Source organism: Planctomycetota bacterium (genome assembly GCA_038746835.1).
Classification (GTDB): Bacteria; Planctomycetota; Phycisphaerae; order Tepidisphaerales; family Tepidisphaeraceae; genus JBCDKH01.
On sequence record JBCDKH010000032.1, the window covers coordinates 1 to 23,822 of the forward strand.

The 23,822-nt window shown below is 63.8% G+C and carries 19 protein-coding genes and 1 other RNA gene; 7 read left to right on the plus strand and 13 right to left on the minus strand.

Annotated features, from left to right (window positions below; translation table 11 throughout):
- Window positions 1–3,794, plus strand: a 3,794-nt coding sequence (locus AAGI46_05270; GenBank protein ID MEM1011615.1) for a G8 domain-containing protein, incomplete at its 5' end; no start/stop codon positions are given.
- A gap of 15 nt (window positions 3,795–3,809) precedes the next feature.
- Here AAGI46_05270 and AAGI46_05275 read toward each other — a convergent pair.
- Complete coding sequence (locus AAGI46_05275; GenBank protein ID MEM1011616.1) at window positions 3,810–5,432, minus strand: arylsulfatase; 1,623 nt, start codon at window positions 5,430–5,432, stop codon at window positions 3,810–3,812.
- 61 nt (window positions 5,433–5,493) lie between these two features.
- On the opposite strand from AAGI46_05275, the gene AAGI46_05280 reads away from it, so the two are divergent.
- Both AAGI46_05280 and AAGI46_05285 read left to right on the plus strand, forming a co-directional pair.
- Entirely contained in the window at window positions 5,494–6,513 is a 1,020-nt protein-coding gene (locus tag AAGI46_05280) for an alcohol dehydrogenase catalytic domain-containing protein (protein ID MEM1011617.1), read from the plus strand.
- Window positions 6,514–6,575: 62 nt separating this feature from the next.
- The gene (locus AAGI46_05285; protein MEM1011618.1) at window positions 6,576–7,343 is read left to right on the plus strand and encodes an SDR family NAD(P)-dependent oxidoreductase; all 768 of its coding nucleotides are present in this window, start codon (window positions 6,576–6,578) and stop codon (window positions 7,341–7,343) included.
- 21 nt (window positions 7,344–7,364) lie between these two features.
- On the opposite strand, the gene AAGI46_05290 is transcribed toward AAGI46_05285, so the two are convergent.
- Complete coding sequence (locus tag AAGI46_05290; GenBank protein MEM1011619.1) at window positions 7,365–7,880, minus strand: hypothetical protein; 516 nt, start codon at window positions 7,878–7,880, stop codon at window positions 7,365–7,367.
- Between the two features lie 140 nt (window positions 7,881–8,020).
- Complete coding sequence (locus tag AAGI46_05295) at window positions 8,021–8,770, minus strand: hypothetical protein (GenBank protein ID MEM1011620.1); 750 nt, start codon at window positions 8,768–8,770, stop codon at window positions 8,021–8,023.
- 166 nt (window positions 8,771–8,936) lie between these two features.
- Here AAGI46_05295 and fucU point away from each other — a divergent pair, with 166 nt between their 5' ends.
- Window positions 8,937–9,368 carry an L-fucose mutarotase gene (fucU, locus tag AAGI46_05300; GenBank protein MEM1011621.1) on the plus strand — a complete coding sequence of 144 codons (432 nt, stop codon included), beginning with the start codon at window positions 8,937–8,939 and terminating at the stop codon, window positions 9,366–9,368.
- A gap of 121 nt (window positions 9,369–9,489) precedes the next feature.
- Window positions 9,490–11,031 (plus strand): MFS transporter, encoded by a 1,542-nt coding sequence (locus tag AAGI46_05305; GenBank protein ID MEM1011622.1) that lies wholly within the window; start codon window positions 9,490–9,492, stop codon window positions 11,029–11,031.
- A gap of 180 nt (window positions 11,032–11,211) precedes the next feature.
- Here AAGI46_05305 and AAGI46_05310 read toward each other — a convergent pair whose 3' ends face one another.
- The 3 genes from AAGI46_05310 to AAGI46_05320 are packed head-to-tail and all read right to left on the minus strand — an operon-like array spanning window position 11,212 to window position 13,798.
- Window positions 11,212–11,925 (minus strand): adenylyltransferase/cytidyltransferase family protein, encoded by a 714-nt coding sequence (locus tag AAGI46_05310; protein MEM1011623.1) that lies wholly within the window; start codon window positions 11,923–11,925, stop codon window positions 11,212–11,214.
- Entirely contained in the window at window positions 11,922–12,728 is an 807-nt protein-coding gene (locus AAGI46_05315; protein MEM1011624.1) for a hypothetical protein, read from the minus strand. Before AAGI46_05315 ends, AAGI46_05310 begins: the two co-directional genes overlap by 4 nt.
- A gap of 5 nt (window positions 12,729–12,733) precedes the next feature.
- Window positions 12,734–13,798, minus strand: a complete 1,065-nt coding sequence (locus AAGI46_05320; GenBank protein MEM1011625.1) for an NAD-dependent epimerase/dehydratase family protein — start codon at window positions 13,796–13,798, stop codon at window positions 12,734–12,736.
- Window positions 13,799–13,855: 57 nt separating this feature from the next.
- Between AAGI46_05320 and AAGI46_05325 the strand changes: the two genes are divergently transcribed.
- Entirely contained in the window at window positions 13,856–14,752 is an 897-nt protein-coding gene (locus AAGI46_05325; protein MEM1011626.1) for an AraC family transcriptional regulator, read from the plus strand.
- A 30-nt stretch (window positions 14,753–14,782) separates the two neighbouring features.
- On the opposite strand, the gene AAGI46_05330 is transcribed toward AAGI46_05325, so the two are convergent.
- The 6 genes from AAGI46_05330 to AAGI46_05355 form a co-directional block, all read right to left on the minus strand.
- Window positions 14,783–16,945: a beta-agarase gene (locus tag AAGI46_05330; protein MEM1011627.1), complete on the minus strand. Its 2,163-nt coding sequence runs from the start codon at window positions 16,943–16,945 to the stop codon at window positions 14,783–14,785.
- 165 nt (window positions 16,946–17,110) lie between these two features.
- Complete coding sequence (locus tag AAGI46_05335) at window positions 17,111–18,289, minus strand: PQQ-dependent sugar dehydrogenase (GenBank protein MEM1011628.1); 1,179 nt, start codon at window positions 18,287–18,289, stop codon at window positions 17,111–17,113.
- A 52-nt stretch (window positions 18,290–18,341) separates the two neighbouring features.
- A complete protein-coding gene (locus AAGI46_05340; protein MEM1011629.1) occupies window positions 18,342–19,793 on the minus strand; it encodes a hypothetical protein in 1,452 nt (483 codons plus the stop codon).
- Between the two features lie 44 nt (window positions 19,794–19,837).
- Window positions 19,838–20,476: a hypothetical protein gene (locus AAGI46_05345; protein ID MEM1011630.1), complete on the minus strand. Its 639-nt coding sequence runs from the start codon at window positions 20,474–20,476 to the stop codon at window positions 19,838–19,840.
- Between the two features lie 210 nt (window positions 20,477–20,686).
- Complete coding sequence (locus AAGI46_05350) at window positions 20,687–21,763, minus strand: Gfo/Idh/MocA family oxidoreductase (protein ID MEM1011631.1); 1,077 nt, start codon at window positions 21,761–21,763, stop codon at window positions 20,687–20,689.
- Window positions 21,760–23,001 carry an extracellular solute-binding protein gene (locus AAGI46_05355; GenBank protein MEM1011632.1) on the minus strand — a complete coding sequence of 414 codons (1,242 nt, stop codon included), beginning with the start codon at window positions 22,999–23,001 and terminating at the stop codon, window positions 21,760–21,762. Before AAGI46_05355 ends, AAGI46_05350 begins: the two co-directional genes overlap by 4 nt.
- Window positions 23,002–23,105: 104 nt before the next feature.
- On the opposite strand from AAGI46_05355, the gene AAGI46_05360 reads away from it, so the two are divergent.
- The gene (locus AAGI46_05360; protein ID MEM1011633.1) at window positions 23,106–23,561 is read left to right on the plus strand and encodes a MaoC/PaaZ C-terminal domain-containing protein; all 456 of its coding nucleotides are present in this window, start codon (window positions 23,106–23,108) and stop codon (window positions 23,559–23,561) included.
- A gap of 59 nt (window positions 23,562–23,620) precedes the next feature.
- Here the strand turns inward: AAGI46_05360 and ssrA are convergent.
- Window positions 23,621–23,822, minus strand: a transfer-messenger RNA (tmRNA) gene (gene ssrA, locus AAGI46_05365); the annotation flags it as partial.

Consider the following 23,822-nt stretch of genomic DNA (forward strand, 5'->3'; position numbering starts at 1 on the left):
CCGGAGTCGAGCAGACGCTGACGACGGACTGGATCCACGTCAACAGCGGCGGCATCTTCCAGATCGGATCAGAGTCTGATCGGTACGACCAAGGCGACTTCACGCTCACGCTGACCGGCACCAACCCCGACGCCGACTACACGGTCGAGACGGCGATGGGGTCGATGCAGATCATGAACAACGACGGCTTCCTCATGGCCGCCGGTGGTGGGCAGCTGCAGTTCTTCGGCGAGGAGAAGCTCAGCTTTACCAAGCTCGCCTCGACAGCCAATGCTGGCTCGAGTGTCATCGAGGTCGAGAATGTCATCGAACGCAACTTCGACGGCACCACGTCCGCAGCGTCCGACGGTGTCCTCGACTGGCGAGTCGGCGATCGCATCGTCATCGCCAGCAGCACCCGCGATTACAACGACGAAGACGTCCGCGTCATCACGGCGATCCAGAACCTGGGCACCACCACGCAGATCGCGGTCAACGCCCCGCTCACGCACCGCCACTACGGCGAGATCGAGGCATACGACAACGGCACGCGCGAGATCGACCTCCGCGCCGAAGTCGCCCTGCTCGACCGAAACGTCGTCATTCAGGGACTGGCATCCCAGGACACCGACAATAGCTTCGGCGACCGTGCTCGATTCAACGCGGGCCTCAGCCAGGGCGTCGGCGGACACATCATGATCATGCCGACCGCCGGGCAGGTCCGCATGGACGGCGTTCAGCTGGATCGCATGGGGCAGTCGGGTCGCCTCGGGCGCTATCCGATGCACTGGCACATCGCGGGCGATCGCACGGGTGACTTCATCCGCAACTCGTCGGTCACCAACTCCAACAACCGCGGCATCACCATCCACGGCACGCACAACGTGCTGCTGGAGGGCAACGTCCTCCACGACATCCACGGCCACGGCTTCTTCATGGAAGACGCCGTCGAGAACGGCAACCAGTACCTGTCGAACATCACCTTCGGCATCCACGCGGTCGGCCAGGTCAACGGCAACATCAACCTGAGCGACCCGTTCATCGTCGACACGCACGACCACGTCGGGCAAAACTCCGAGCGCTTCCTGAGCTCAGCCGGATACTGGATGACCAACCCGGCCAACATCTGGGTCGGCAACATCTCGGCGGGCTCCGAAGGCACCGGCTTCTGGTTCCTCTTCCCCGACCGCGCCATCGGCCTATCGGCGCAGGACCCGCAGTACGACAACGTTCGTCCCGATCGAACCAACCTCTGGACGTTCGATCACAACAGCTCGCACTCCTCGCCGATCGGTCTCAACTTCGACCGCGGGAGCGATCTGGAGGTTCCCGTCGGCGGTCAGCTCAAGGCCAACTTCGATGGCGACGAGCACCGTCCGTCGGAAGAGCCGCAGATCAACTACTTCACGGGCTACAAGCACAACACCGGCGTCTACCACCGTGGCCGGATCGGTAACTTCCACGAGAACAAGTTCGCCGACAGCGGCCGAGGGACGTTCATCACGTTCACTCAGCGGATCACCAACGCCCTTTACGTCGGACACAGCCGCGGTAACAGCGACCCGAGCGACCTCGTCGCCGGCCACGTCTTCTACGACGGTGCCAACACGCTGACCGGGACGCACTTTGCCGGTTTCACAGCGAACAACGCCCACATGTTCCGCGCTCACGGTGCTGCCCAGCGGCTGACGCACTTCGTGATGAGCGACACGTCCTTCGAGGACGACGGATCCGCCAACGCCGTCAGCTTCACCAACCCCGGCGGCGGGCTCAACTACGACCCGGTCGGCAAGAGCTTCCCGTCGGTCGTCTACGACGCGGACGGCACCTTCACCGGTCACGTCGGTGGTTCGGCCGGCTCGACGATCGTCGGCGACCATCCGTTCTTCTACAACTCGTCCGACTTCCGCCCGTCCGGCTGGAACGCACGCGTGACCGACGACCTCTATGCGATGTTCCGGATGCGTGAGCCCGTCAACAACGCCCTCTTCCGCGTGACCTCACCCGACGGCGAGACCGGCCAGGCACGTCCCGGCACCGGCCAGTTCAACGGCACGAACACCATCATGAAGATGGACGACGGCGACTATTCCGTCACGTTCCCAGACGGGCTGAACTCGATCTCAAACGGATTCGACATCAAGTACAACACCCTTGTCGGGCCGGGCGACGGCTCGACGATGGTCCGCTTCGTCGGCGTTGCGGATCGCGTGACGGTGAACAACCGCCCGCGCGTCGACAACCTCGAGATGCTCCGTCAGGCCAACAGCACGAGCTTTGCGGTCGACGGGTTCGACGTGTGGGTGAAGTTCTTTAGCTCGTCCAACGAGGTCGATTTCGTCCCCGGCACGAACGCTCCGATCGCCGTTGACGACAGCCAGCAGACCGACGAGTCGACGTCGGTTGTCATCCCGGTGCTAAGCAACGACTCGGGCATCGGCATCCAGATCGCTGCCTCGGCCGGCAGTGTCGTTGCGGACTATCGCGACGATTTCGACGACGACGGCTTCCCCGCGAATTGGCAGTACCTCTGGAACGGCAGCAGCAGCTTTGGCAACCCGTCAGGCTACTCAGCCATGAGCTGGGACGCGTGGCGCTACAAGTCGCCGGCAAGCAACTTCCCCTATCTAACGCCCACCGCCGCCCATCCGGGCGACTCGGCAGGCGAGAACAACGCGCCGACCGACCGATTCGCCATCGCGGCCTACACGGTCGACGTCACCGGCAACTACGCGATCGCCAACAGCTTCATCAACCGAAGCGGCACCTTCGGCGATGGCGTCGAGGTGGCGATCCACACGACCAACAGTCCGGTCCAGCAGGTCGCAAGCGTCGGGGCAGCCAGCAGCGGCACCTTCGACACGTCGCTCGGATTCCTCCCGGCTGGCACGACTATCTACGTGGGCGTCGGCTCGGACGGTCCGGGCGAAGGCTCTGGCAAGGCGAACGACGGCGTGAGCTGGGACTTCTCAATCGTCCGTGAGCAGAGCACCACATCGACCAACGGCGCGACGCTGACCACCGTCGGCTCGACCATCGTCTACGTCCCGGGCAACCTCTTCGAAGGCCTCAACGCCGGCGAGCAGATCGTCGACACCTTCAGCTACACGATCTCCGACATCAACGGCCAGACCGACTCGGCGACCGTTTCGGTCGTGGTCAACGGCGTCGGCACGGTCACTCCGCTGGTGCGAATCGAGGACGTGGCCGTCGCATCGACCGCGTGGACGCCCGACTTCATGGCGCAGCTCGAAAGCGAGTCGCTCGGCGTCGGCGGATACGAAGTGTCGACCGGCACGACGCAGGGCGTCCCGCTCCGCTGGGGCAACGTCGATCAGGTGTCGCTGCGGTTCAGCGACGACCTCATCGTCGGAGCAAACGACGTGGTACTCGTCGGCAGCCAGACGGGTGTCGTCGGTGTCGAGTCGTTTGCGTTCGATGCCGACAGCCACGTCGCGACGTGGACGTTCGCAGACTCGCTCGCGGCCGATCAGTACACGATGAACCTCGTCACTGCGGTCGACACGCAGGGTCGTTTCATCGACGGCGAGTGGCTCAATGGCGTGAGCACGGCAAGCGGAGATGGCCTCGAAGGCGGACTCTTCTCGTTCGCGTTCAATGTCCTTCCGGGCGACTCCAACGGTGATGGCGAGGTCAACCTTGCCGACTTCGGTGCGCTGCGATCGGTCTTTGGCACGCAGAACTTCGCAGCCGACTTCGATGGCGACACGTTCGTCACGCTTGCCGACTTCGGAATCCTGCGGACGTACTTCGGCCAGTCCCTGTCGAGCCTCGACGACTCGCTGTTCGCATGAGGCGAACGCGCAGGATCAGCGTGCCCTCGGCGCCCGGCTTTCGATCACGACGCGTGTGACGCCCACCCGTTCGCCGTCGCAATCGATGAACGCCTCGAATCGCGCCGGTCCCAGTGGCAGCGTGACATTGCGAATCGTCTGACAGCCGAGCCGCGATGGGATCCGCCGCGTGAATGACCAGTCACCGCAGGCCAGGTGCAGTGTCGCGCGATCTTTGACGAACTCAGGGTGCGTGATGTCGATTTGAAACGGACCGCCGTCGCAGACGTCGACCGGCCACCAGCCAGGGTTATCGTGGCTCCAGCCTTCGCGGCCCTCTTCGTACGGACGCCAGTCCTGCCAGGTCAGATCGACACGCGGCTGCGACGGACGCCCAAGCGAAGCCGGCACCGGCTCGAACAGCGACGGGTGACGTGCCGGATCGACCTCGTCGAAAAACGTCTCGTAGACGACGCGAAGCCGCTCGGTCAGATCGGGATGATCGCTTGAAACCTCGTGTGTCTCGTCCGGCAGCACGTAGAGCTCATCGGCCTTTTCTTCGTGCGGCCGGGTCAGCTTGAAGCCGCCCTGCACGACCGCGTAGTTGCGATATCGAACAGGCCTTTCGCCGCGATGCCACTGGAGCACCAGCGACCGGTCAGCGTCTGCGGGTTTGAAGAGGTCCGCTCCATCAAGTGCCAGCCGCTCGGTCGACGCCCCGGCCAACCGGGCGAATGTCGGCAGCCAATCCATCGGGCCGCACACACGCTCGTCGTCACCGGCTGTCAGACCGGCCGGCCACTGCGCGATGCACGGCACGCGGACGCCGCCCTCGTAGACCGTGCTCTTGATTCCGAGAAGTCCGGCATTGAATCGAGGCTCACCGTCCATCCACGACGACCCACACTGGCCGTGGTCCGACGTGAACAAAACCAACGTGTCGTTCTCCAGCCCAAGCTCACGAATCGTCGAAACCAACCGCCCGACGGCAGCGTCGATGTTCTCGACCATCGCGTAAACCCGCGACGTCGATTCGTTGAGCCCCGCCGCCCGGTACCGGTCCGCCCAGTCGTCCGGAACCTCCAGCGGTGAGTGCGGGCAATTCGGTGCGACGTAGGCGAACCAGGGGCCGTCCTTTTGCTCACGAATCCAGTCGCTCGCGGCGTCAGCGAAGACGTCAGTGCAATAGCCCTCGTGCCGGACGAGCTCGCCATTGAGGTCGAGCACCGGATCGAGATAGCGATTGCCTGGAACGTCACCGGGCTGGCCAATCCCACCGCCGCGATGCCAGAGGACGTGATCGAACCCGCGATCCTGCGGCCGCGACGGATGGCAATCGCCCAGGTGCCACTTGCCGAACAGGCCGGTCGCGTACCCGGCGTCCCGCAGTATCTCAGCGAGCGTGGTCTCGTCGGTCCGCAGTGTGGAGCGGCCGAGGTACGTGTCGATGGCTCCGGTCCGCAGATGGTGACGCCCGGTCATCAGGCTCGCACGGGCCGGCGTGCAGAGCGGGCCCGATCGATAGCCCGTGTAGCGTCGGCCACGCTCGAAGAGCGCATCGAGGTTCGGCGTCCTCGTGTGCGGATTGCCGAAACACGCCAGATCTCCCAGCGCAAGATCGTCGCAGATGACGGTGAGGATGTTCGGTCGATTCGCCAAGCTTTTGTTGTAAAGTAGCCGACCCCACTCCCACCACAACCAGCCCACCTCTCAGCCAGACATGCGCGCAGCCACCCTCCTCGAAGACAAGACTTTCCAGATCGCCGACGTCACGCCGCCCGGGCCAAAGGCGGGACAGGTCCAGGTCGAAGTCGCATGGTGCGGCATCTGCGGCACGGACATGCACATCTTCCACGGCAGCATGGACAAGCGGGTCCCGTTCCCGATGGTCATCGGCCACGAGGCCAGCGCGGTGGTGTCGGCTCTTGGCGAAGGCGTCGACAACGTTGCCGTCGGAGATCCCGTCGTGGTCCGGCCGCTCGACGTGCAAGGCGAGTGCACGGCGACCAAGCGTGGCTTCAGCCACATCAGCAGCAAGATGAAATTCATCGGCATCGACTCGCCCGGCGCATTTCAGAGCCACTGGAACGTGCCGGCCGAGCTGTTGCACAAGCTGCCTGCAGGAATGGACCTGAAGGTGGCCGCGTTCGTCGAGCCGCTCGCTGTGGCGTGTCACGACGTGCGGATGGCCAAGCTGGAAGCCGGCGAGCGTGCGGTGGTCATGGGCGGCGGGCCGATCGGGATGCTGATCGCGATGGTGGCCAAGGCACATGGGGCGTCGGTGCTGCTTTCGGAGGTCAACCCAGCCCGACTAAAGCTGGCCGAGTCGTTCGGCTTCTCCACCGTGAACCCGGCCGAGGCGGACGTCGAGGCGGCGGTGAAAGACTTCACCGGCGGCGACGGCGCTGAGGTGGTGTTCGAGGTGTCGGGCGCGGCGGCGCCGATCGAGATGATGACCAAGCTTGCCGGGGTCCGCGGCCGCGTGGTGGTTGTGGCGATCGTGCCCAAGCCCGCAGCAGTCGACCTGTTCCAGGTCTTCTGGAAAGAGCTGCAGATCATCGGCACGCGGGTCTACGAGCCCGAGGACTACGACCGTGCGATCGCCATGCTCGCCGACGGGCAGATCGATGCCGGCAAGCTCATCACCGGCGAATACGAACTCGGGCAGATCGGCGAGGCGTTCGAGTCCCTCGGCTCGTCGCCAGAGCACATGAAGGTGCTGATCGACTGCCAGAAGTGAACCCGCAGCACGGTTGTTCAACCAGCACTCTCCCCGAAACACGAAAGAAAGAAGCCTCCCGTATGAGCGTCCTCAACACCTTCGATTTGTCAGGAAAAACGGCATTGGTCACCGGTTGCAAGCGTGGCATCGGCCGAGCGATGGCCGTCGCTCTGGCGGAAGCCGGTGCGGACATCGTCGGTGTCAGCGCGACGCTCGAAGCCGGTAGCGACGTCGAGAAGGACGTCACCGCAACGGGTCGATCCTTCAAGGCACACGCGTGCGACTTCGCCGACCGCAAGGCCGTCTACGCATTCGTCGAGAAGGTCCAAGCCGACCACCCGCCGATCGACATTCTCGTCAACAACGCCGGCACCATCCTCCGCAAGCCCGCTGCCGAGCACCCGGACGACTACTGGGACAAAGTCATCGAGGTGAACCTCAACGCCCAGTTCGTCCTGACGCGCGAGTTCGGCAAGGGCATGATCGAACGTGGCAGTGGCAAGGTGATCTTCACCGCCTCGCTGCTGACCTTCCAGGGCGGCATCACGGTGCCCGGCTATGCGGCGAGTAAGGGCGGCATCGGCCAGCTGACGATGGCGTTCGCGAACGAATGGGCAGGCAAAGGCGTCAACGTGAACGCGATCGCCCCGGGCTACATCAGCACCGACAACACCGAGGCCCTTCGCAACGACCCGGAACGTGCGACGTCCATCCTCTCACGCATTCCAGCCGGACGCTGGGGCGAGCCGGACGACTTCAAGGGCCCGGTCGTGTTCCTCGCGTCGTCGGCGTCGGACTACATGCACGGGACGACGATGCTCGTCGACGGCGGCTGGATGGGACGCTGAGATCGAGCCCGACGGCCAAGCTCACGGCAAAACGCGTCGCCCGCTCTCGGCGGCGGATCGGATGATGTCGATGCCTTCCTTGGACTCGGCAGGAACCCACTGGGCGGTCGCGTCCCGGGCGGGCTTGAGAAAACGGCCCGACGGTGCCGGCTCGTACGGCGTCTCCATCAGATCGCGCTCCATCTGATCCTCGATCGATTCCGCCGGCTCTTCCGGCGGAGCCGTCAGGGTCGCCTTGCCTTCCTCGGAAAACTTTTCGAGGTAAACCGCCTGCTCTTGTCCATCGATGCGAAAGACGTAGGCCACAACCGCTTCCTCGCCCTCCACCATGATCGGCGGGATCTGATTGGCCGCAGCGGCGAAGTAGGTTTCGCCGTCATCGACGGTGAAGTAGCTCTCCGTGATGCTGATCACGACCGGGCCGTCCGGCTGAGACTGGTGACGGATGGTCATCCAAAGCACGGACCCGATGATGACAGCCAGCGCGATGACGGCCGACGGCCCCGAGAACTGCTGAATCGTTTCGCGTACTGCCATGGGAGCACCCATCCTGGTTGGAGGCCCAGCGTATCGAATCCGTCTCGCCAACGCTGTGCGGCCTTGTGCCTCGCCCCCGACCTAACGCCGCCGACGGTGGAATATTGCGAAGAAGCACGACGTCCCGGTCGAAGACCGATTCACTCGGCCTTCGCGGCAGCTTCGCGCGTCGTCATCTCGACGTGGTCGGCGAGCTTGGCTTTGAGCGCTTCCAGCTTCTCAAGGCCGCCGGAGTTGAGGTGCTCTCTGGGCGAGGCTGCTGGGCCGGTGCCTTCGGGCTCGGGCATGTCCTTCGTCAGCGTCATGAGCCACTTGTCGAACTCCGTGCCGTCCTCACGCATGGAGAAGTGGATGAGGTGGACGCCCGGCTCTTCGATGTCGAGCCAGATCTGGCCCGGAACACCGACGTGCTTCTCAGGCGTCCGCTGGGCCGAACGCCACTTCCACTGACGCTTGGCGATCCACTGCAGCCGCTGGCCGCTCTCTGGCCAGGTGCCGTTGATGCCGACGTGCAATCCGTTGTCTTCGCTGCCCGTCGAGTAGATGCGTGCCCACACGTAGTACCGCCCTGGCTCTTCGATGACGACCGGATAGGTCAGGATGGCCATCTTGCCAGGCGCGGGGGCGAAGTTGATGCCGGGCGTGATGGTGTCGCCGTGGGTCTGTCGGGTGTCGGGCAGCGCTTCGAGGTACGCCCCGCCGCTAGCGCCTTCGAGGTGTGGCGGATCGGCGTCGGGGGTCACCTCCGGCAACGAGTCGGCCGCGACGCGGTACCAGCGTCGGATTTCGTCGAGATACTGCCCGGCAAAGTCCTCGGCCTCGACGACGAGCATGCCTTCCGATGCGATGGCCGCATGATGAGCTTCGTGTGCCTGGGCAGGCGCCGCCATCAAGCCCAGTGTGGCAACTCCTCCGAGGGCTGTGACGCATGAAGCTTTGAATCGATGGGTTGTTCCTCTTCCGCGATGCAAGACCATCTCGATAGCTTGCCAAAGAAAGCTGTTGTTTTCAAGGCCTGACCATTCGATGCGATGCCGTGTCGTTAGCATTGGCAGCATGCTCAAAGGAATCAGCCCTCTCTTGTCCCCGGACCTTCTGGCGACGCTTTGCCGGATGGGTCACGGCGATGAGATCGTCCTTGCCGATGCACATTTTCCAGGGCACGCACTCGGCGTGCCGGTCCTTCGTGCCGACGGACTGCCGATCGTGCCGCTGCTGGAGGCGATTCTGCCGCTCTTCGAGCTTGACGAGTACGTTGAGTCGCCGCTCGGCATGATGGCCGTCGTGCCAGGCGACACGGAAGACCCGGCCGTCAAGCAGTCGTACCTCGACGCGGCGGCCCGAACGATCGGCCGAGCGCCGAGCGTCGAAATGGTCGAACGGTTCGCGTTCTACGACCGCGCCAAGACCGCCTTTGCCGTCGTGATGACCGGCGATACGGCTAAGTACGCCAACCTGATCCTTCGCAAAGGCGTCACGCCGGTGTGACGGCACCGGAGCGGTCGGTGCACCAGCCGTTTGACAAAGCCCAACTTTATCTGGAAAGTTGCTGCAGCAGCACCGCCTTCTCATGGCGGTGGCAGGTCCGTCACGGCAGGAGGAGCACCGCATGGACGAGGCGACCGAGGAGCACGCGTTCTCGACAAACAAGCCCAAGACCACCCGTCGGACGGTGCACGAGGTCGCGCCCGAGGACCGCGTCCCAACGGGCCAGAAGTTCGCGTACGCGATGGGTGTCGTCTCCGACCACTTCGCGCAGTTCGCGATCAACGCGTTCCTCATGCCGTTCTTCAACCTCGCGCTGGGCATGTCGCCAGCGCTCATCGGCATTGCCCAGGGCATCGCCAGGCTGTGGGACGCGATCAACGACCCGCTGATCGGATCGATCAGCGATCACTGGAAGGGCCGATGGGGCAGGCGTCGGCCGTTCATCTTCGTCGGGGCGTTCGCGATTGGCATCGTCTTCCCGATGGTCTGGCTCGTTCCGACGAGCTGGGACGACCGGTCGCTGATGATCTGGCTGATCATCGCCCTGCTGTGCTACTACACGGCCTACTCGCTGCTATCGGTGCCGTACGAGTCGCTGGGCATCGAGCTGACGCCCGACTACCAGGAGCGGACCAACGTCTTCACGCTCCGTTCCTACGTCGTTCAGATCTTCGACTTCGGCATCCATTGGCTCCTTCCGCTGGCGACGTTCTTTGCAACCGGCATGGCGACGGAGCAGATCGCGGGCGAGCCACTGGTCGAAGGGACCGAGGCGTTCGCCGAACGACTCAAAGAGCTCACGCAGCTAAGGCTCGCCGACGCGATTCCGTACCTCGCGATCGGCGTGGGTGCGATGATCGTGGTGACGGGCATCATTCCCGCGATTTTCTGCGTCGAGCGATACGCGGGCGTCGCCAGGACGCAGCGGAGTGAGAACCCGCTCAAGAGCATCTGGTCGCTGCTGCAGAACGGCCCGTTCCTCATCGCGATGGGCTCGATCGCGATCTTCCTGTTCGGCGTGACGACGACTGGGTCGTTCGGCCTCTACGTCCACGCGTACTACATCTACGACAGCGACATCGAAGCGGCCGCGTACCTCGGCGGGGTGCACAGCACGGTCAACCTCGCATTCGGCCTCGTCGGTGCTGCTGTCATCCATCGCCTGTCGAAGTTCATCGACAAGAAGCCGCTGCTCATCGGCTGCGTCGTCGTGATGCTGCTGTCGACGCTGGCGATGATCTGGACGTATCAGCCAGGAAGGCCTTGGCTCACGCTCGTGCAACGGCCAACGCTTGCGATTGCGAGCACGGGCTTCTGGGTCTTGATCATCTCAATGCGTGCCGACGTCGGCGACTGGGACGAGTTCGTCAACGGGCGACGGCGTGAGGGCGTCATCGCGGCACTGGGCAACTGGCTGGTCAAGCTCGCGATCACGCTGGCGACCGTCGCAGGTGGTGTCTTGCTCGAGTACTACATCGGCTTCGACGTTGAGCTTCGCGGCGATCAGGCGGAGGGAACCCTGCCGAAGCTGAAGTGGTCGTTCATCGCCATCCAGACGGCTGGCATCTGCGTCGTGCTGGTGCTGCTCATGCTCTATCCGCTGACACGCGAGCGGCTGCAGGACGTTCGCCAGCAACTCGAGGCCCGGCGATCGAAGGTGTGACGCGCCCGCGCTCCACCAACGCAAAAAGAAGCGGCCAGAGGCGTGAGCCACTGACCGCTGCGGAGGAGGACGACGCTGACACACACGCCGGGCGTGGCCCGACAAGCATGTCAGCTTGCTAAGTAAAGTAATCGCAAAACGCCCGTTGTCAACTCCGATAGCGAACCGGGCCCAAGGCCGCTACCGGCTCATCGTCGACCGGAGCTGCGTGCTGCTACGCGGCGTCAGACCGGGCGGCGGTGTCCGTGGCAGGACGACGTACTCCAGCCCTGCCTGAGCGCAGAAATCGCGCTTCTCGTCGTTGTCGCCGTCTTCGTTGACGAGGTAGATGTCCGGGCGAAGCCGCTCGATCTCGGGTGCGGCGTCAAGCCAACCGTGGCCGGAGCTGACCAGAGCGAGCTTCACGTTGCGCACGGCGTTGCAGAGATAGCAACGCTCTCGATCGCTCACGAGCGGCCGATCGTTTCCCTTGAGCAGCTTGATGTTCGCGTCGTGCCCGACGACCACGTACAGATCGCCGAAGGCGGACGCCTCTTCGAAGAACCGGATGTGGCCGCTATGCATGAGGTCGTAGCAGCCGGTCACGAGCACCTTTTTCCCGGCCGGATCCGCAGGGCACGTTGGCGGATCCGGGATCTCCAGCTGGCCGACGGACGACACGGCATCGTTCGCATCATCGACGGCAACAACCGACTCGACGGCGTCCAACGCCTCCGCAACGTACCGCCGTTCATCGAATGGAAACTTCGCAAGAGCGCCGGTGACCTTGGCAACGAGCGCATCCGTCCAAAGCCGCAGCGTGATCGGCCCACCTGCGGCCTGGGCTGCGAGGTCGATCGGTCGAACGTTCGCAGCGGTGAACCCGTCGAACGCAGCGGAGCAGGAGTCGTTCATGACGCCCTCCGCAACCGCACCTGGAACGCTCCCTCGACCGGCTCTTCGCTCAGCACGTACAAGTATCCGCCGCCGCAGCCGCTGAACATCGCGCCGGCGTAGGCATCCTGGTACGCCTGGAGCACGGCGGGCAGGTCGACGTTGAGCGTCGGGTGCCGAAGCACGTGCGGCAGCAGCGAACCCCAGCACTCGACGCAGTCGTTGAAGCTTCGGCCAAGCTTGTCGATGTCCCTGTCGACGATCGCGTCGAAGCAGTCTTTGCCACTCTGGCCGAGGGCTGCGATTGTCTCAGGGTCGAGGTGCTGCTCGCCGAGCGGGTTGTAGCCGGGCGGTCGCGGTTCGACGACGAGCACGTGGATCACACGCTCCAGCCAGTCGAGGACCTCTGGGTCCGTGCACGACTCGATGTGCGACGGGAAGACGCCGCCTTCGACGCTCGCATCGAAGTCGAGCCGGCAGACACCCGGATAGATCAGCCCGATCATGTCCTGGCTTCCCGAGGGCTCCGACTGGCCCTCGTTTTCAGCGGCGTAGAGCTCGCGGACGAGGTCGGCCGGATCGCGATCGGGCAGGCGATCGCCCCACAGCTCACGCGCGACGCGTCGCGTGCCACTGGCGATGCCGGCACGGCTCATGAATCGGACCGTCGGCTCGACGCCCACCGTTACCATGCTGCCCGGCGGCTTCGGGTTGAGACGGCTGACAAACGGCTGGTCGATCCATCCGCCCGCAAGCGCAAGGCGATACGGGATGTGGCCGACATCTGGGACTCGACTCAGGTCGGGTTGTTGATTCGCTAGCACCGGCATCAGTGGCCGCCCATCCGCGACTCGTCGGCGACGACGCGCTCGCCACGCTTGCGGGCAACATACTGGCTCTCGATCCAGTTGAACGTTTCCTTCAGCCCGTCAGCGAGCGTGATGGTCGGCTCCCAGCCGATCTTTTCCTTGATGAACGTGTTGTCGCTGTTGCGACCGGCAACGCCTTGCGGCGCGTCGAGGTCGTAGTTGCGTTTGAGATCGATCCCGCCGATGCGTTCGGCCTCGTCGACGAGCTCGTTGATCGACACAAGCTTCGAGCTCCCAAGGTTGACGGGAACGGCGTTGAGGTTGTCGGCGTGCATGATTCGATCGATTCCGGCGACGCAGTCATCGATGTACATGAAGCTGCGAGTCTGTTTGCCGCTGCCCCAGATCGTGATTTCCTTCTCGCCGCCGTGCTTGGCGTCGATGACTTTTCGGCAGATGGCCGCCGGTGCCTTTTCTCGACCACCGTCCCAGGTGCCCAGCGGGCCGTAGACGTTGTGGAATCGAGCGATGGCCGTGAACATGCCGCGTTCGCTGGTGTACTCCTGGCACACCATCTCGCTGAAGAGTTTCTCCCAGCCGTAGCCGCGCTCCGCCATGGCCGGATACGCATCTTCTTCCTTGAGTGCTCGGACTTGAGGGTCCTTCTGAAGCTCGGTGTTGTACGCACAGGCACTGGAGCTGAAGAAGTACCGACCCACTCCCGCCTCGTAGGCGGCTTCGGTGAGGTGGGTGTTGATCAGAACGCTGCGAAGACACTCGACGCGGAACCGTTCGATGAAGCCCATTCCGCCCATGTCGGCGGCAAGGTTGTAGACCTCGGCGGCGTCGCGGCAGGCGACCTCGCAGTTGCGGCGATCAAAGAGGTCGACGCACAGCTCCTCCACGCCGGCCGTTCGTTGGTACCACCGCGCGACCGGCTTTTTGTCAACGGCTCGGATCCGCTTGAAGCCGAGGTCGCGAAGGTAGCGGACCAGCGCGCCGCCGATGAAGCCGCCGGCTCCGGTGACGACGAGCAGGTCCTCGCGGTCGGCGCGATTGTCGAGTTGGGGTGGGTCGATAAGCATGAGTCGGAAGGATGCAATCTGCAGGTGGTCTGAACCATACCCGATATGGTTGGTGGCATGCCAAATCTTGACCTCGACCAGCTGCCGCAGACCCCGGACTGGTTCGTGACGGCGGTGCGCGAAGCAAGGCGATTCGTGCTGCCGCCGGATCAGGTCAAACGCGATGGCGTCCTCAGTGGCGGTGTGGAAGTCTGCGGCAGCAGCTATCTCGTGGAGCGGAGTGCGTTTCCCTTCACTGGCATCGAGTTTGTCGCCAGTGGCGACGTGCTTGTTCAACTGGGCGACCAGCCGCCACGGACCGTCGGGCCGGGCGGGCTGATCTGCTACGACGCCACCGTGCCTCACCAGCTCCGTGTCGCGTCCGACGGCCCGGCGGTCAAGTACTTCGTTGACCTTCAGGGCCCCAAACTGCGCAAACGACTGGCACAAATCGGCCTGCCGCCGGGGACGATCGGCGACACCGTTCTGCCCCACCGTGTTCTGACGCTCTTCGAGGAACTCATCGCGGCGGGGATGGCGTCCGGCGACCATGCCGGGCTCGCCTGCACAGCGCTCCTCGAGGCCATGCTGCACACGCTCGCCGACAGCCTTCGTTTGCTCGTGACAGATCAAAAGAGCGGCGAACGACGCGCCTTCGTTACGTACCAGCGGCTGCGACGGACCCTTGAGACCCAGGCCCTTCAAGTGCGGAGCCTGTCAGACGTGGCAGCGACCTGCGGCGTGACCACGTCCTACGCGTGCAGGCTCTTTCGACGCTTCGACCGTGACAGCCCGCACCGCCGGCTGCTCCGCGTGCGGATGAGCCACGCGGCTGGACGACTGCGGACGGGCGAACGCGTGATCGACGTCGCCAGGTCTCTCGGCTACGGCGACCCGGCGCACTTCAGTCGCGCGTTCAAACAGGTCTTCGGTGCCTCGCCCACGGCCGTCCGACTCGACCCGCGACCGGGCTAGCCGACGCGGTCACGAGAGCTCGTCGACCGTTCACTCGGCGTTCATCGCAGCTGCACGGACGTCGTACATGCGATAACCGATCTCTCGGATGCCGTCGACCAAGCCGGCATGTGGGTAGTCCGTGAGACTGACGATCCCGGCGTTGAAGTTCTCTTCGTCGGGTCGGCCAGCGGGCGACTGGTCGGAGTATTGGAACCAGTGGACGCCCACGATCTGTGGGTTTTCCAAGGCACCTTCGACGTAGCTGATGTACCGCTCGCCGCGATGGGCTTGGTCGATCGCGCTGATCGACGGGCCGCCGAAGCCGCGAGTGTCGCCGCTCATGAAGTTGAACTCGCCGATCATCAGCGGCCGGTCGATGCCCTTGGGCAACCGAAGATCAGCAACCGAGGCTTGGTATGCGTTGTAGCTGACGACGTCGCAGTACCGCGCCGAGGCTCGAACAGCGACGTCGTTTCGCCAGGCAAAGCGTGCCCCGAGGTACAGCTTGTCCGGCGCAACCGCCTTGAGCTCTTCCTTGATCGTCCGGAAGTACGTTTCGCAGAGCTTCTGGTAGAAGGGCTCGAGGTCCGCTCGTGCCCGGTCCAGCTCCGGCGGCTCGTCTTGCCGCTGAAGCATGTCGTCCCACGATCCGTAGTCGGTTCCCCAGGCCGCGTTCAGCGCTTCGATGTTGCGGTGGTTGATCTGGAGGTCCTTGATCAGCTCGATCTTGGCCGCCTGGTCCGGTGGGCTTGTGAGCGCTGCGATGGCGAGGCTCGTCTCGTCACCCCAGCCCATCTCGTTGTCGACGTAGTAGCCGATGTTCCACGGATCGGTCTGCTCCTGCTCGTACTCCGCGATGGACTCGCGGGCGGCCTCGCGGAAGCCGGGATCGAAGACGTCGGGGAACTGGCCCCAGTAGCCGGTCGAGCCCTCGATGGGACGAGCACCGCTGACCCAGACGTGGGTCGTGTACGCCGTCTTCTGCCGCCGGTAGATCAGCGGATCGCCCCATGCGGCGATGGTGTTCATGCCCCAGCTGCGGACGCGGAGGTGTGCGAGATCAGCGAAGTCGTCTCGCCAGTCGTCGCCATACTTCCGCTGCAGATTTGCGTTGTAGAAGCCGAACATCGTGAACGGCAACTTGTCCTTGTAGAACCCGTGTGGGGCCCAGCTCTCGTTGACGAAGTAGTGCTCTGAGAGCTCGTCGCCTTCACGGGGCGGGAGCCACTCGAAATACGTCTCGCGATGTTCGACGCCGGTCGCACCGCTAGCACGGATGTTGAGGCAGTCCGGACCCGTGGAGAAGAACAGGCGACCGTCCGGATCGACGAGCCACCACATGCCCTCACGCTTTGTCACCCTGAAATGACCGGTCGCTTCCAGCTGCGGCCCGTCGGCCCAACCGCCGTACTGGTTGAAGCTGGACGGCCCGGAATTCGCTGCGAGGTCTGCCGCTTCCGACTCGACCTGAGCAAGCAAGTCGTCGTCCGAAGTCGCTTTGCCCGGCCACTCCGTGTGGACGTACTGGCCGTAGCGGTCGATGAACGGCAGGAACTCCGACAGCTCGATCGGCGTTACCTCGCCTTGGACGCGAAGGTTGCTGACGACGAACGACTCGTTGGACTCCGGTCGAACCGAAAACAGAATGAACTTTTCGACCTGGCTCGGGTCGATCTGCGACTGGCCCGGGGCTTCACGCATCCCGACCAGCTGGGACAAGAACGGCAACGCCCAGTCCGTCGAGTAAATCGGGAGCGAAATCGTCTCCTTCTGCCCCGCCGGAACGTCGGCGATGACGAACATTCGCAGGCTCACGTCGTCGTCGGCACCCGGGTTGTCGGCCCGCAGACCGAGTCGGATATCCCGTTCGCCGACGTTGTCGACGTCGAGCCGGACCCAGCGCCAAGCTGAAAGGTCCCATGATCCGCTTGGGGCGCTAAGCGTGATTCCCGGGTACTGGTTGTCGACGATCGCCGTGTCGACGCGCAGCCCTTGCTCGTCGATCGCCAGCGACACCGTGGCTTCCGGAGAGGCAACGCCCGTGGTGTCGAAGTCGGCGTCAAACGTCAGCAGCGGCATCGACTTGCCTGACGCCTCGACTTCCTCGACGGAGCCCTGCTCGAGCATCTGCTGGCCGCGAACCGGCAGAGCGGCGAGTCCCACACAAAGCAGCCAAGCACCGGCCGCCACGACAAGCTTGTTGAAGATCACGGTGTCGTCCTCCAGGGGTTTGTCCAGCCGCGAAAGGCCGCAGCTTCCAGCAGCTTTCTTTGGAAAGCGAAAGAGCATATGCGCGAAAGACAAGGCGATGCACGGAACTCGGGACGCAGGTCCGAATCGCTCAAACCGCCCAGAAGCCTCGTGCCGAACCGGTCTTCACCTCGCCTCGATGCGGAGCACTTGCCCAGGCGTTTCGTCGGTCAAGACGTAGAGGTGACCGTCGGGTCCGTTGCGGACGTCGCGGATGCGGCTGGGGAACTGCAGCGTTTCCTGTTCGCCGGGTTGGCCGTTGTCGTCGAACTTGATCCGGCGGATCTGCTTGAGCACCAGTCCGCCGGCGAACAGGTCGCCCTGCCACTCGGGGATCGCATCGCCTGTGTAGAAAGCGAGGCCGCTGGGTGCGATGCACGGGGTCCAGACAATCACCGGATCCTCGGCATTGTCGAGACTGGTTTCGTTACTGATCCGTGGCCCCCAGTACTCGATGCTGTACGTCGCCAGCGGCCAGCCGTAGTTCGTGCCGCGGGTGATCAGGTTGAGTTCGTCGCCGCCGCGGGCACCGTGCTCGGTGGCCCAGACGCCACGCGTCTCGGGATGGATGGCCATGCCCTGGATGTTGCGGTGGCCGTAGGTGAAGACGCCGCCGTAGTTGTCCGGGTCGTCCATGAACGGGTTGGCCGGCGCGGGCCTGCCGTGTTCGTCGAGGCGAAGGGTCTTGCCGAGATGGCTGTCCAGATCTTGGGCGTGAAGCCGGGCAAGCTTGCCGTCGACTTCGGTGGGTGGATTGCCCCCGTCGCCGATCGAAAGGAGCATCGTGCCGTCGTCAAGCCAGAGGATTCGGCTGCCGAAGTGCTGTCCGCCCGGCTTCTTCTCGGCGACCTCAAACAGCCGCTCGACGTCTTCGAGCCGCGTCATGTCGTCGCTGAGCTTGCCCCGGATCATGACCGTGTAGTTCGAGTTCCGAGTACCCGCCGAGTGGGTCAGATAGACCCATCGCGTCGCTTCGAACTCCGGGTGGAGCACGACGTCCATCAGGCCGCCCTGCCCGCGGCTGTAGATTTCGGGCAGACCGACGACGGGCTCGCTGACCAGGTTGCCTCCGCTGTCGACAACGCGAAGGCGCCCCGCCTTCTCGGTGACGAGCATCGATCCGTCCGGCAGAAACGCCAATCCCCACGGCCGCTCAAGTCCGCCGACAACTTCGACGCTGGTCCAACCCTGCGCAGCCGGCGAGGCACCAGTCTGCTCGACCGGTCCGTCCAGGTCAGCCTGTCCGCAGGCGAGCGAAGCGGTGGCGGTCAAAGCAGCAACGACAGTGAATGCCCTTGGAAGCATGGCACAACGGTACACCGCTCCAGACATCAAGATGAACCAAGAAAGCGATCCATCACTCCTTCGGCAGCATTCGAATCCGCAGCTTCGAGAACCTCACCGTGTCACCAGGTGAGCCTTCGGCCGCGACCAGTGCAAACCGCACCGACGAACGCCAATCATCTTCCGGTCGCCCGCGGTGTTTGGTTGGATCGTCGTCGCCCTCGACCCAAACACTCACGAGATCGCCTTCCAAGCGCCCGATCAACGTCACGGGCCAGTCGCTGACCGTGTCATCGTCTGCAGCGTCGTAGCGAAGGTCGAGCACGGGCGTGATGTGCCGTTTCTGGCCAGTCGGTGCCTTGATGACTGTTCCAGCAGAGAAGCGATCCGACATCAGAGGCATGAATCCGACCCACGCTTTCCCATCCGTCTCGACACTGGCCTCGATCTCGAAGTCGCCTCGAAGCAGTGGATTGAAAACCAGCACGGGTTCACCGGCCGCAAGCGATGTCTGCTGTGACGTGGCAGCTTCGGACGATGCTACGAATGTCCCAATCAGATCGTCGTCCTCGACGGACCAATCGCCGCTGGCGCTATCGAACAGCAGCAGATCGCTCGGTACGTCCACCCACTCGCCATCTGCGACCATCAGCTCGACAGCGAAGCGTGCTTCGGCCAGCCGACTCTCGACGAGTGCTCGACCAGCATCGCCCGGCGCTGTCTGATCGAGCGCGATCTCAAGCGTTGCTGCGGCCTCGACAGGCTCACCCCGGCCCATCGCGAGCAGAGCCTCATTGATGAGCTTCCGCTGTGGCGATGCATTGGCCTCAATCTCCGCCATCGCGCGTGTCGCGTTGTGGCCGAACGAGCGAAACGCGCGTCTTACATCTCGGGACGAGCCATGCTGCACGGCGAGGGTGGCGGCTTCATCCCACTCTCCGGCTGCCCAGGTAATCACGAGTCGCTGGTCTTTGAGCATTTGAACCAGCGCGCGACTACGTTGCGTGTCGCGTCGCTCGTGGTGCCGGATAAGGCCGTCGTACATCGCTTCGTAGTCAAGCTCACCGGACCACTGACGAAGAACTCGCCAGTCTCCGTCGTAGTCTTCAACGACGAGCTCCAGTGCCTCGAAAAGCTGGTACGGCGCAGCAGTGTCGAAGCGGCGAGTAGCGACGCCGGCGTTGCCGATTCGGATCATCGTCTCGTGTGTTCCGCCCCACCGCGGACGTTCAGAGAACAGCATGTAATCCCAGGCGCGGAGCCAATCGATCTGTGCGGCAGTCGACGCCTCGAACCAGTCGACCTCGTCTTTGTCAACGGCCCGTCCTGCACCCATCGCGACGTTCACAAGCTCTCCCGCTGCGTCTGGTAAGTCTGGACGAATCGCATGGGCCCGGGCGAAGGCATCCGCGGCGAGCGACGACTGCTCGTAGAACGTCGTCCAGCCATCGTCTGTCACGCTGTCTGCAAAGCCTCGGCCACGTGCGGCCCACGCCACCGTGATGTGGTAGTGCCCGCGAAGCATCAGCACTGCCCATGGATGGCGATCAGCTCGCGTGCCGTTCCGGCTTAGACGGGCAAGGGAACATCGAACTCGGATCGCTCGTTGACAGCTCGGAACAGCTCGGGCAACACATCAAGACCTGCAAGCAGCTCCTGACGTCGGTCGCCCTCGACACCCGCAAGGTTTCCGGCGGTCGAGAGGTTGGACAAGCGAATCGTCGACGCAGGCTGTTCGTTGCCGCTGCGGACTTCTAAGACGACGTCGTCTTGCCCGAACGCCAACTCGTTCGGGACGGCTGCCCACTGCGTGCCATCGGCGGCGAGGTCGAGATCGATCTCCGCGAGGATGCGTGCGTTGGTACCGCTGCCACGCGTGACGACCAGGAAGTCGCCCGCTGTGGCCGTGAGAACCTCGAGGTCGAATCGGATCGCTGCCGACTCGTTGAAGCTGACGTTCGGCACGACCCGGCGATTGCTTGACTGCCCGAGCGTCACCGGCTGCGTCAGGTCGAGCGCGGCCGGGGTTCGCGCAGTCCAGGTCGCGGGAAGCAGCGGCGTTACCCGCGGTTCCCACATCGCATGATCGAGCACCGGATCGATCGCCGACGACAGCAGCCGTCGCGTTTCCAGCCGTTCGATCATCCGCGGCCGCTTGCGCTCGTCCGCGTAACGACTCATCCGCACCGCGCGCGTCCCGTTTTCCATGGCAAAGCTCCGTGACAACTTCTTGCAAATGCGTCTCAACTTGTTTCGCACTTGCGCTGACGGCGCCCTCATAACACAAACGAGCGTTGTAAATCAACGAAATCCTTCAGAGTGTTCCCGCTTTACGCAGCAAGGTCGTAGCACGAGCCTGAAATCGCTCTTTGTTTGCTTCGCGTTAGTGCGACCAGTGCTGATAGCGGGCCGTCGGAATCACGCTGAGTCGTCGTAGCGGGGCACGACTCCACCGCTGGCATCGCTCGCGTAGGCGGCATCCACGCACGCCATTGTTCGAAGCGTGTCTCGCCAGTCGGTTGGCATCGCTGTGAGGCTGCCTTCGAGGTGACGTTGGACGTCGGCCATGGTGCCGATGAAGGCGTCGGGGAACCAGCTGTCTTGCAGCGATGCCGATAGCCACTCGCCGTCACCATTCTCGTCGAGAAGGCAGTAATCGAACGCATCCGGCACCCCGTCGGGGTAGTTCTGGAGCAGTCCCATCGTCGCCTTGATCGCGCCTCGCGTGCCTTCCCACTTGATGAAGCTCTGCTGGTGCTTCGTGCCGAAAATGTGGCCGTGATTGGTGAAGATGGTGGCCTGCACGTCATCGCCGAAGTCGAGCATCGCGGTCGTTCGGGTTGCGGCGAGCTTCGGCTGGGCCGGATTGCCAACCGTTTGACACCACACCCGCGACGGATCGCCGAAAAAGCTCCGAAGCAAGTCGACGTAGTGGATGCTGTGCTGCTGAATCTCCAGGCGCGGCAGCGGGACGACGTTGGGGAACCGATGCCACGGCGTGTTCACCTCGACGTGCACCTCCATGTGATGCAGCTGGCCGAGGTGCCCGGCGTCAATCAGGTGACGTGCAGCGACGACAAACGGCGCGTAACGAAGCTGGCAGTTCACCGCGAGGTTCAGCCTCTTGTCGCGGCAGACCGCGGCAATCTCGCGCGTCATCGCCGGGTCGTCGCCCATTGGCTTTTGCAGGAGCACGTGCGCCTCGTCGGGAAGCTTGGCAATCGTCGACGCGAATTGCGGCGACATGATCGCAATGTCGAAAACACACCGCTCCGGCACCGCCTCGACGGCTTGCTCCACCGTCTCAAACACGTTCGCAATGCCGTATTGCTTGGCGAGCGCCTCGGCCGGCGGGCGATCAATGTTGCAGATGCCGAAGACGGGGAAGCCTGCCTTGGCGTAGGCAGGCAAATGCGCGTCCCGGACGATGCCGCCAGCGCCGATGATCACGATCGGTGCCGGCGAAGTCGGAAGCTGGATCGATGTGTCGATCACCCTTGACCTCCGTCGAGCCGGTCGAGTCGTACCTGAGCGTCGGCCGTAAGAGTCGCGATATTGTCGTTGGAGTTGATCGTCGCTAGAACGAGCTCGTCGATCACGGTGGCGACTTTTGACCAGTCCGCTCGGCGTGGCAGCGTTCGGGCATTCTGGTGGATCGCCGCCAGCCGATTCGTGTATGGCACCTCGGCGTTCACGTCCGCGTCGGCCCACGTGCTCAGCCTGCAGCCGTTGCCGCCATTAAGTGTGAGACTCTTGTCCGCCTCGGCCGTCGTTGCGAAACGCATGAAGTCGTACGCCACCTGCCGATGCGGACTGCCGCTGGCGAGCGTGTACATCCAGTAGCAGTTCAGCGAGGCGTGCGTTCCACCGGGGCCGGCGGGTACGTCGGCGATGTCGAGCTTGCCCTTCACGACGCTCTCTGGCACGACCTCGGCCATCGCGGCAAAGCCGAACCAGTTGACCATCATCGCCGCCTCACCACGCGCAAACGCGAGGCCGGCCCGGACGCTGTCCATCTCGCCGCAACGGCTGTGGACGACCGACGTGTCGCGCAGAATCGCGCGGTACCACGCCAGTCCATCGCGAGCTGCCGGCGTGTCCACCGCCACGCGATCACCATCGACGAGCTCGCCGCCACGCGTCCAGACCTGAAGCGCGAGGTCGAACACGGTGTTGTGCCCGTCGGGGAACGCCGCGAAGATCGTCCCGGCCATTCCACTCTCGGGGCGATTGAAGAAGCGTGCGACCTCAACAAAGTCGTCCCATGTCCTTGGCACGGAAAGATCGCGTCCGTGCATGGCTTTGAACTTTGCCTGCTCGTTCGTGTCTTCGAACAGGTCCCGTCGATAGATCAGCACCTCCGGCCCGTCGTGAAACGGCAGGCCGAACACGCCGTCGTCGAACTGCTGAAAACCGAGCAGCGATTCGGGCCATCCTGCTGGAAAGTCCTGCGGCGGACGCTCTCCGATCAGCTCGTCAAGACACGCAAGCGAACCAAGCGCTTTCGCCTCGGCGATCAGATCCGTGTTCAAGTGGACAACATCCCAGTCGCCCTTGCTCATCTGGTCGCCCGCGAGCGTCGCCTCATACAGCGGGTGCAGGTCGAGTGGAACGGCGTCGAGGGTCAGATCGCATCCCGTCTCGTCGCAGAACATCGCCCACAGCTCTGCTGTGGTGCGTTCGAAAGGCCCGAACTGTCGGACAGCGACTCGGAAGGTCTGATCGCGCGTCACCAACGAACCTAGGCCAGAGGCTCGCTTGCCCACTCACCGGCACGATGCGCCGGACGGCCGTGGGTTCGCTGCTAGCGTCGGGCCGACAACGACACGGCCTGATCATGTTTGAAGAAATTGACTTCGAGGGTTACGAGCTCCACCACACGCGCACGACGAGTGGCCGAACGATGACCGAGGCCGACATTCTTCTGCACGCCGGGCAGACGGGCGATCTGTTTCCGCACCACATGGACGCCGAGTGGTGCGCGACGCAGGACTTCAAACAGCGAATCGTCCACGGCACGCTCACGTTCAGCGTCGGCGTCGGCCTGACCGCGAACGTCGTGAATCCGCTGGCGATGAGCTACGGCTACGACCGCCTGCGATTCGTCGCGCCCGTCTTCATCGGCGACACGCTGAAGACCACGGTCACCATCAGCGAGAAAAAAGACCACGCCCGAAAGCCCGACTTCGGCATCGTGACCGAACACCTCGACGTCCGCAACCAACACGACAAGACGGTCCTCGTCTGCGACCACCTGCTCCTGGTCCGCAAACGCGGACAAGCGGCCACGTGATGACGGCGTAATGAAAAACCGCAGCAGTGACACTGCTGCGGCTCATCGACGGACGTCGTAAGTGGAGGCGGGGAGAATCGAACTCCCGTGTCGCGTTAGCCGAAGTGGCGGCCTCTACATGCTTAGTCGGCTGTCTGATTTAAACCGCAACGGCGAGAGTCGACGCCCTCCGCTGTGGTCCGAGCTTCCGGTTGATCTCGCCCTGCCGTCGGAAGCAATCCGACAGGGCCAGCTCGCTGGATGACAATCCTTCATGATCGC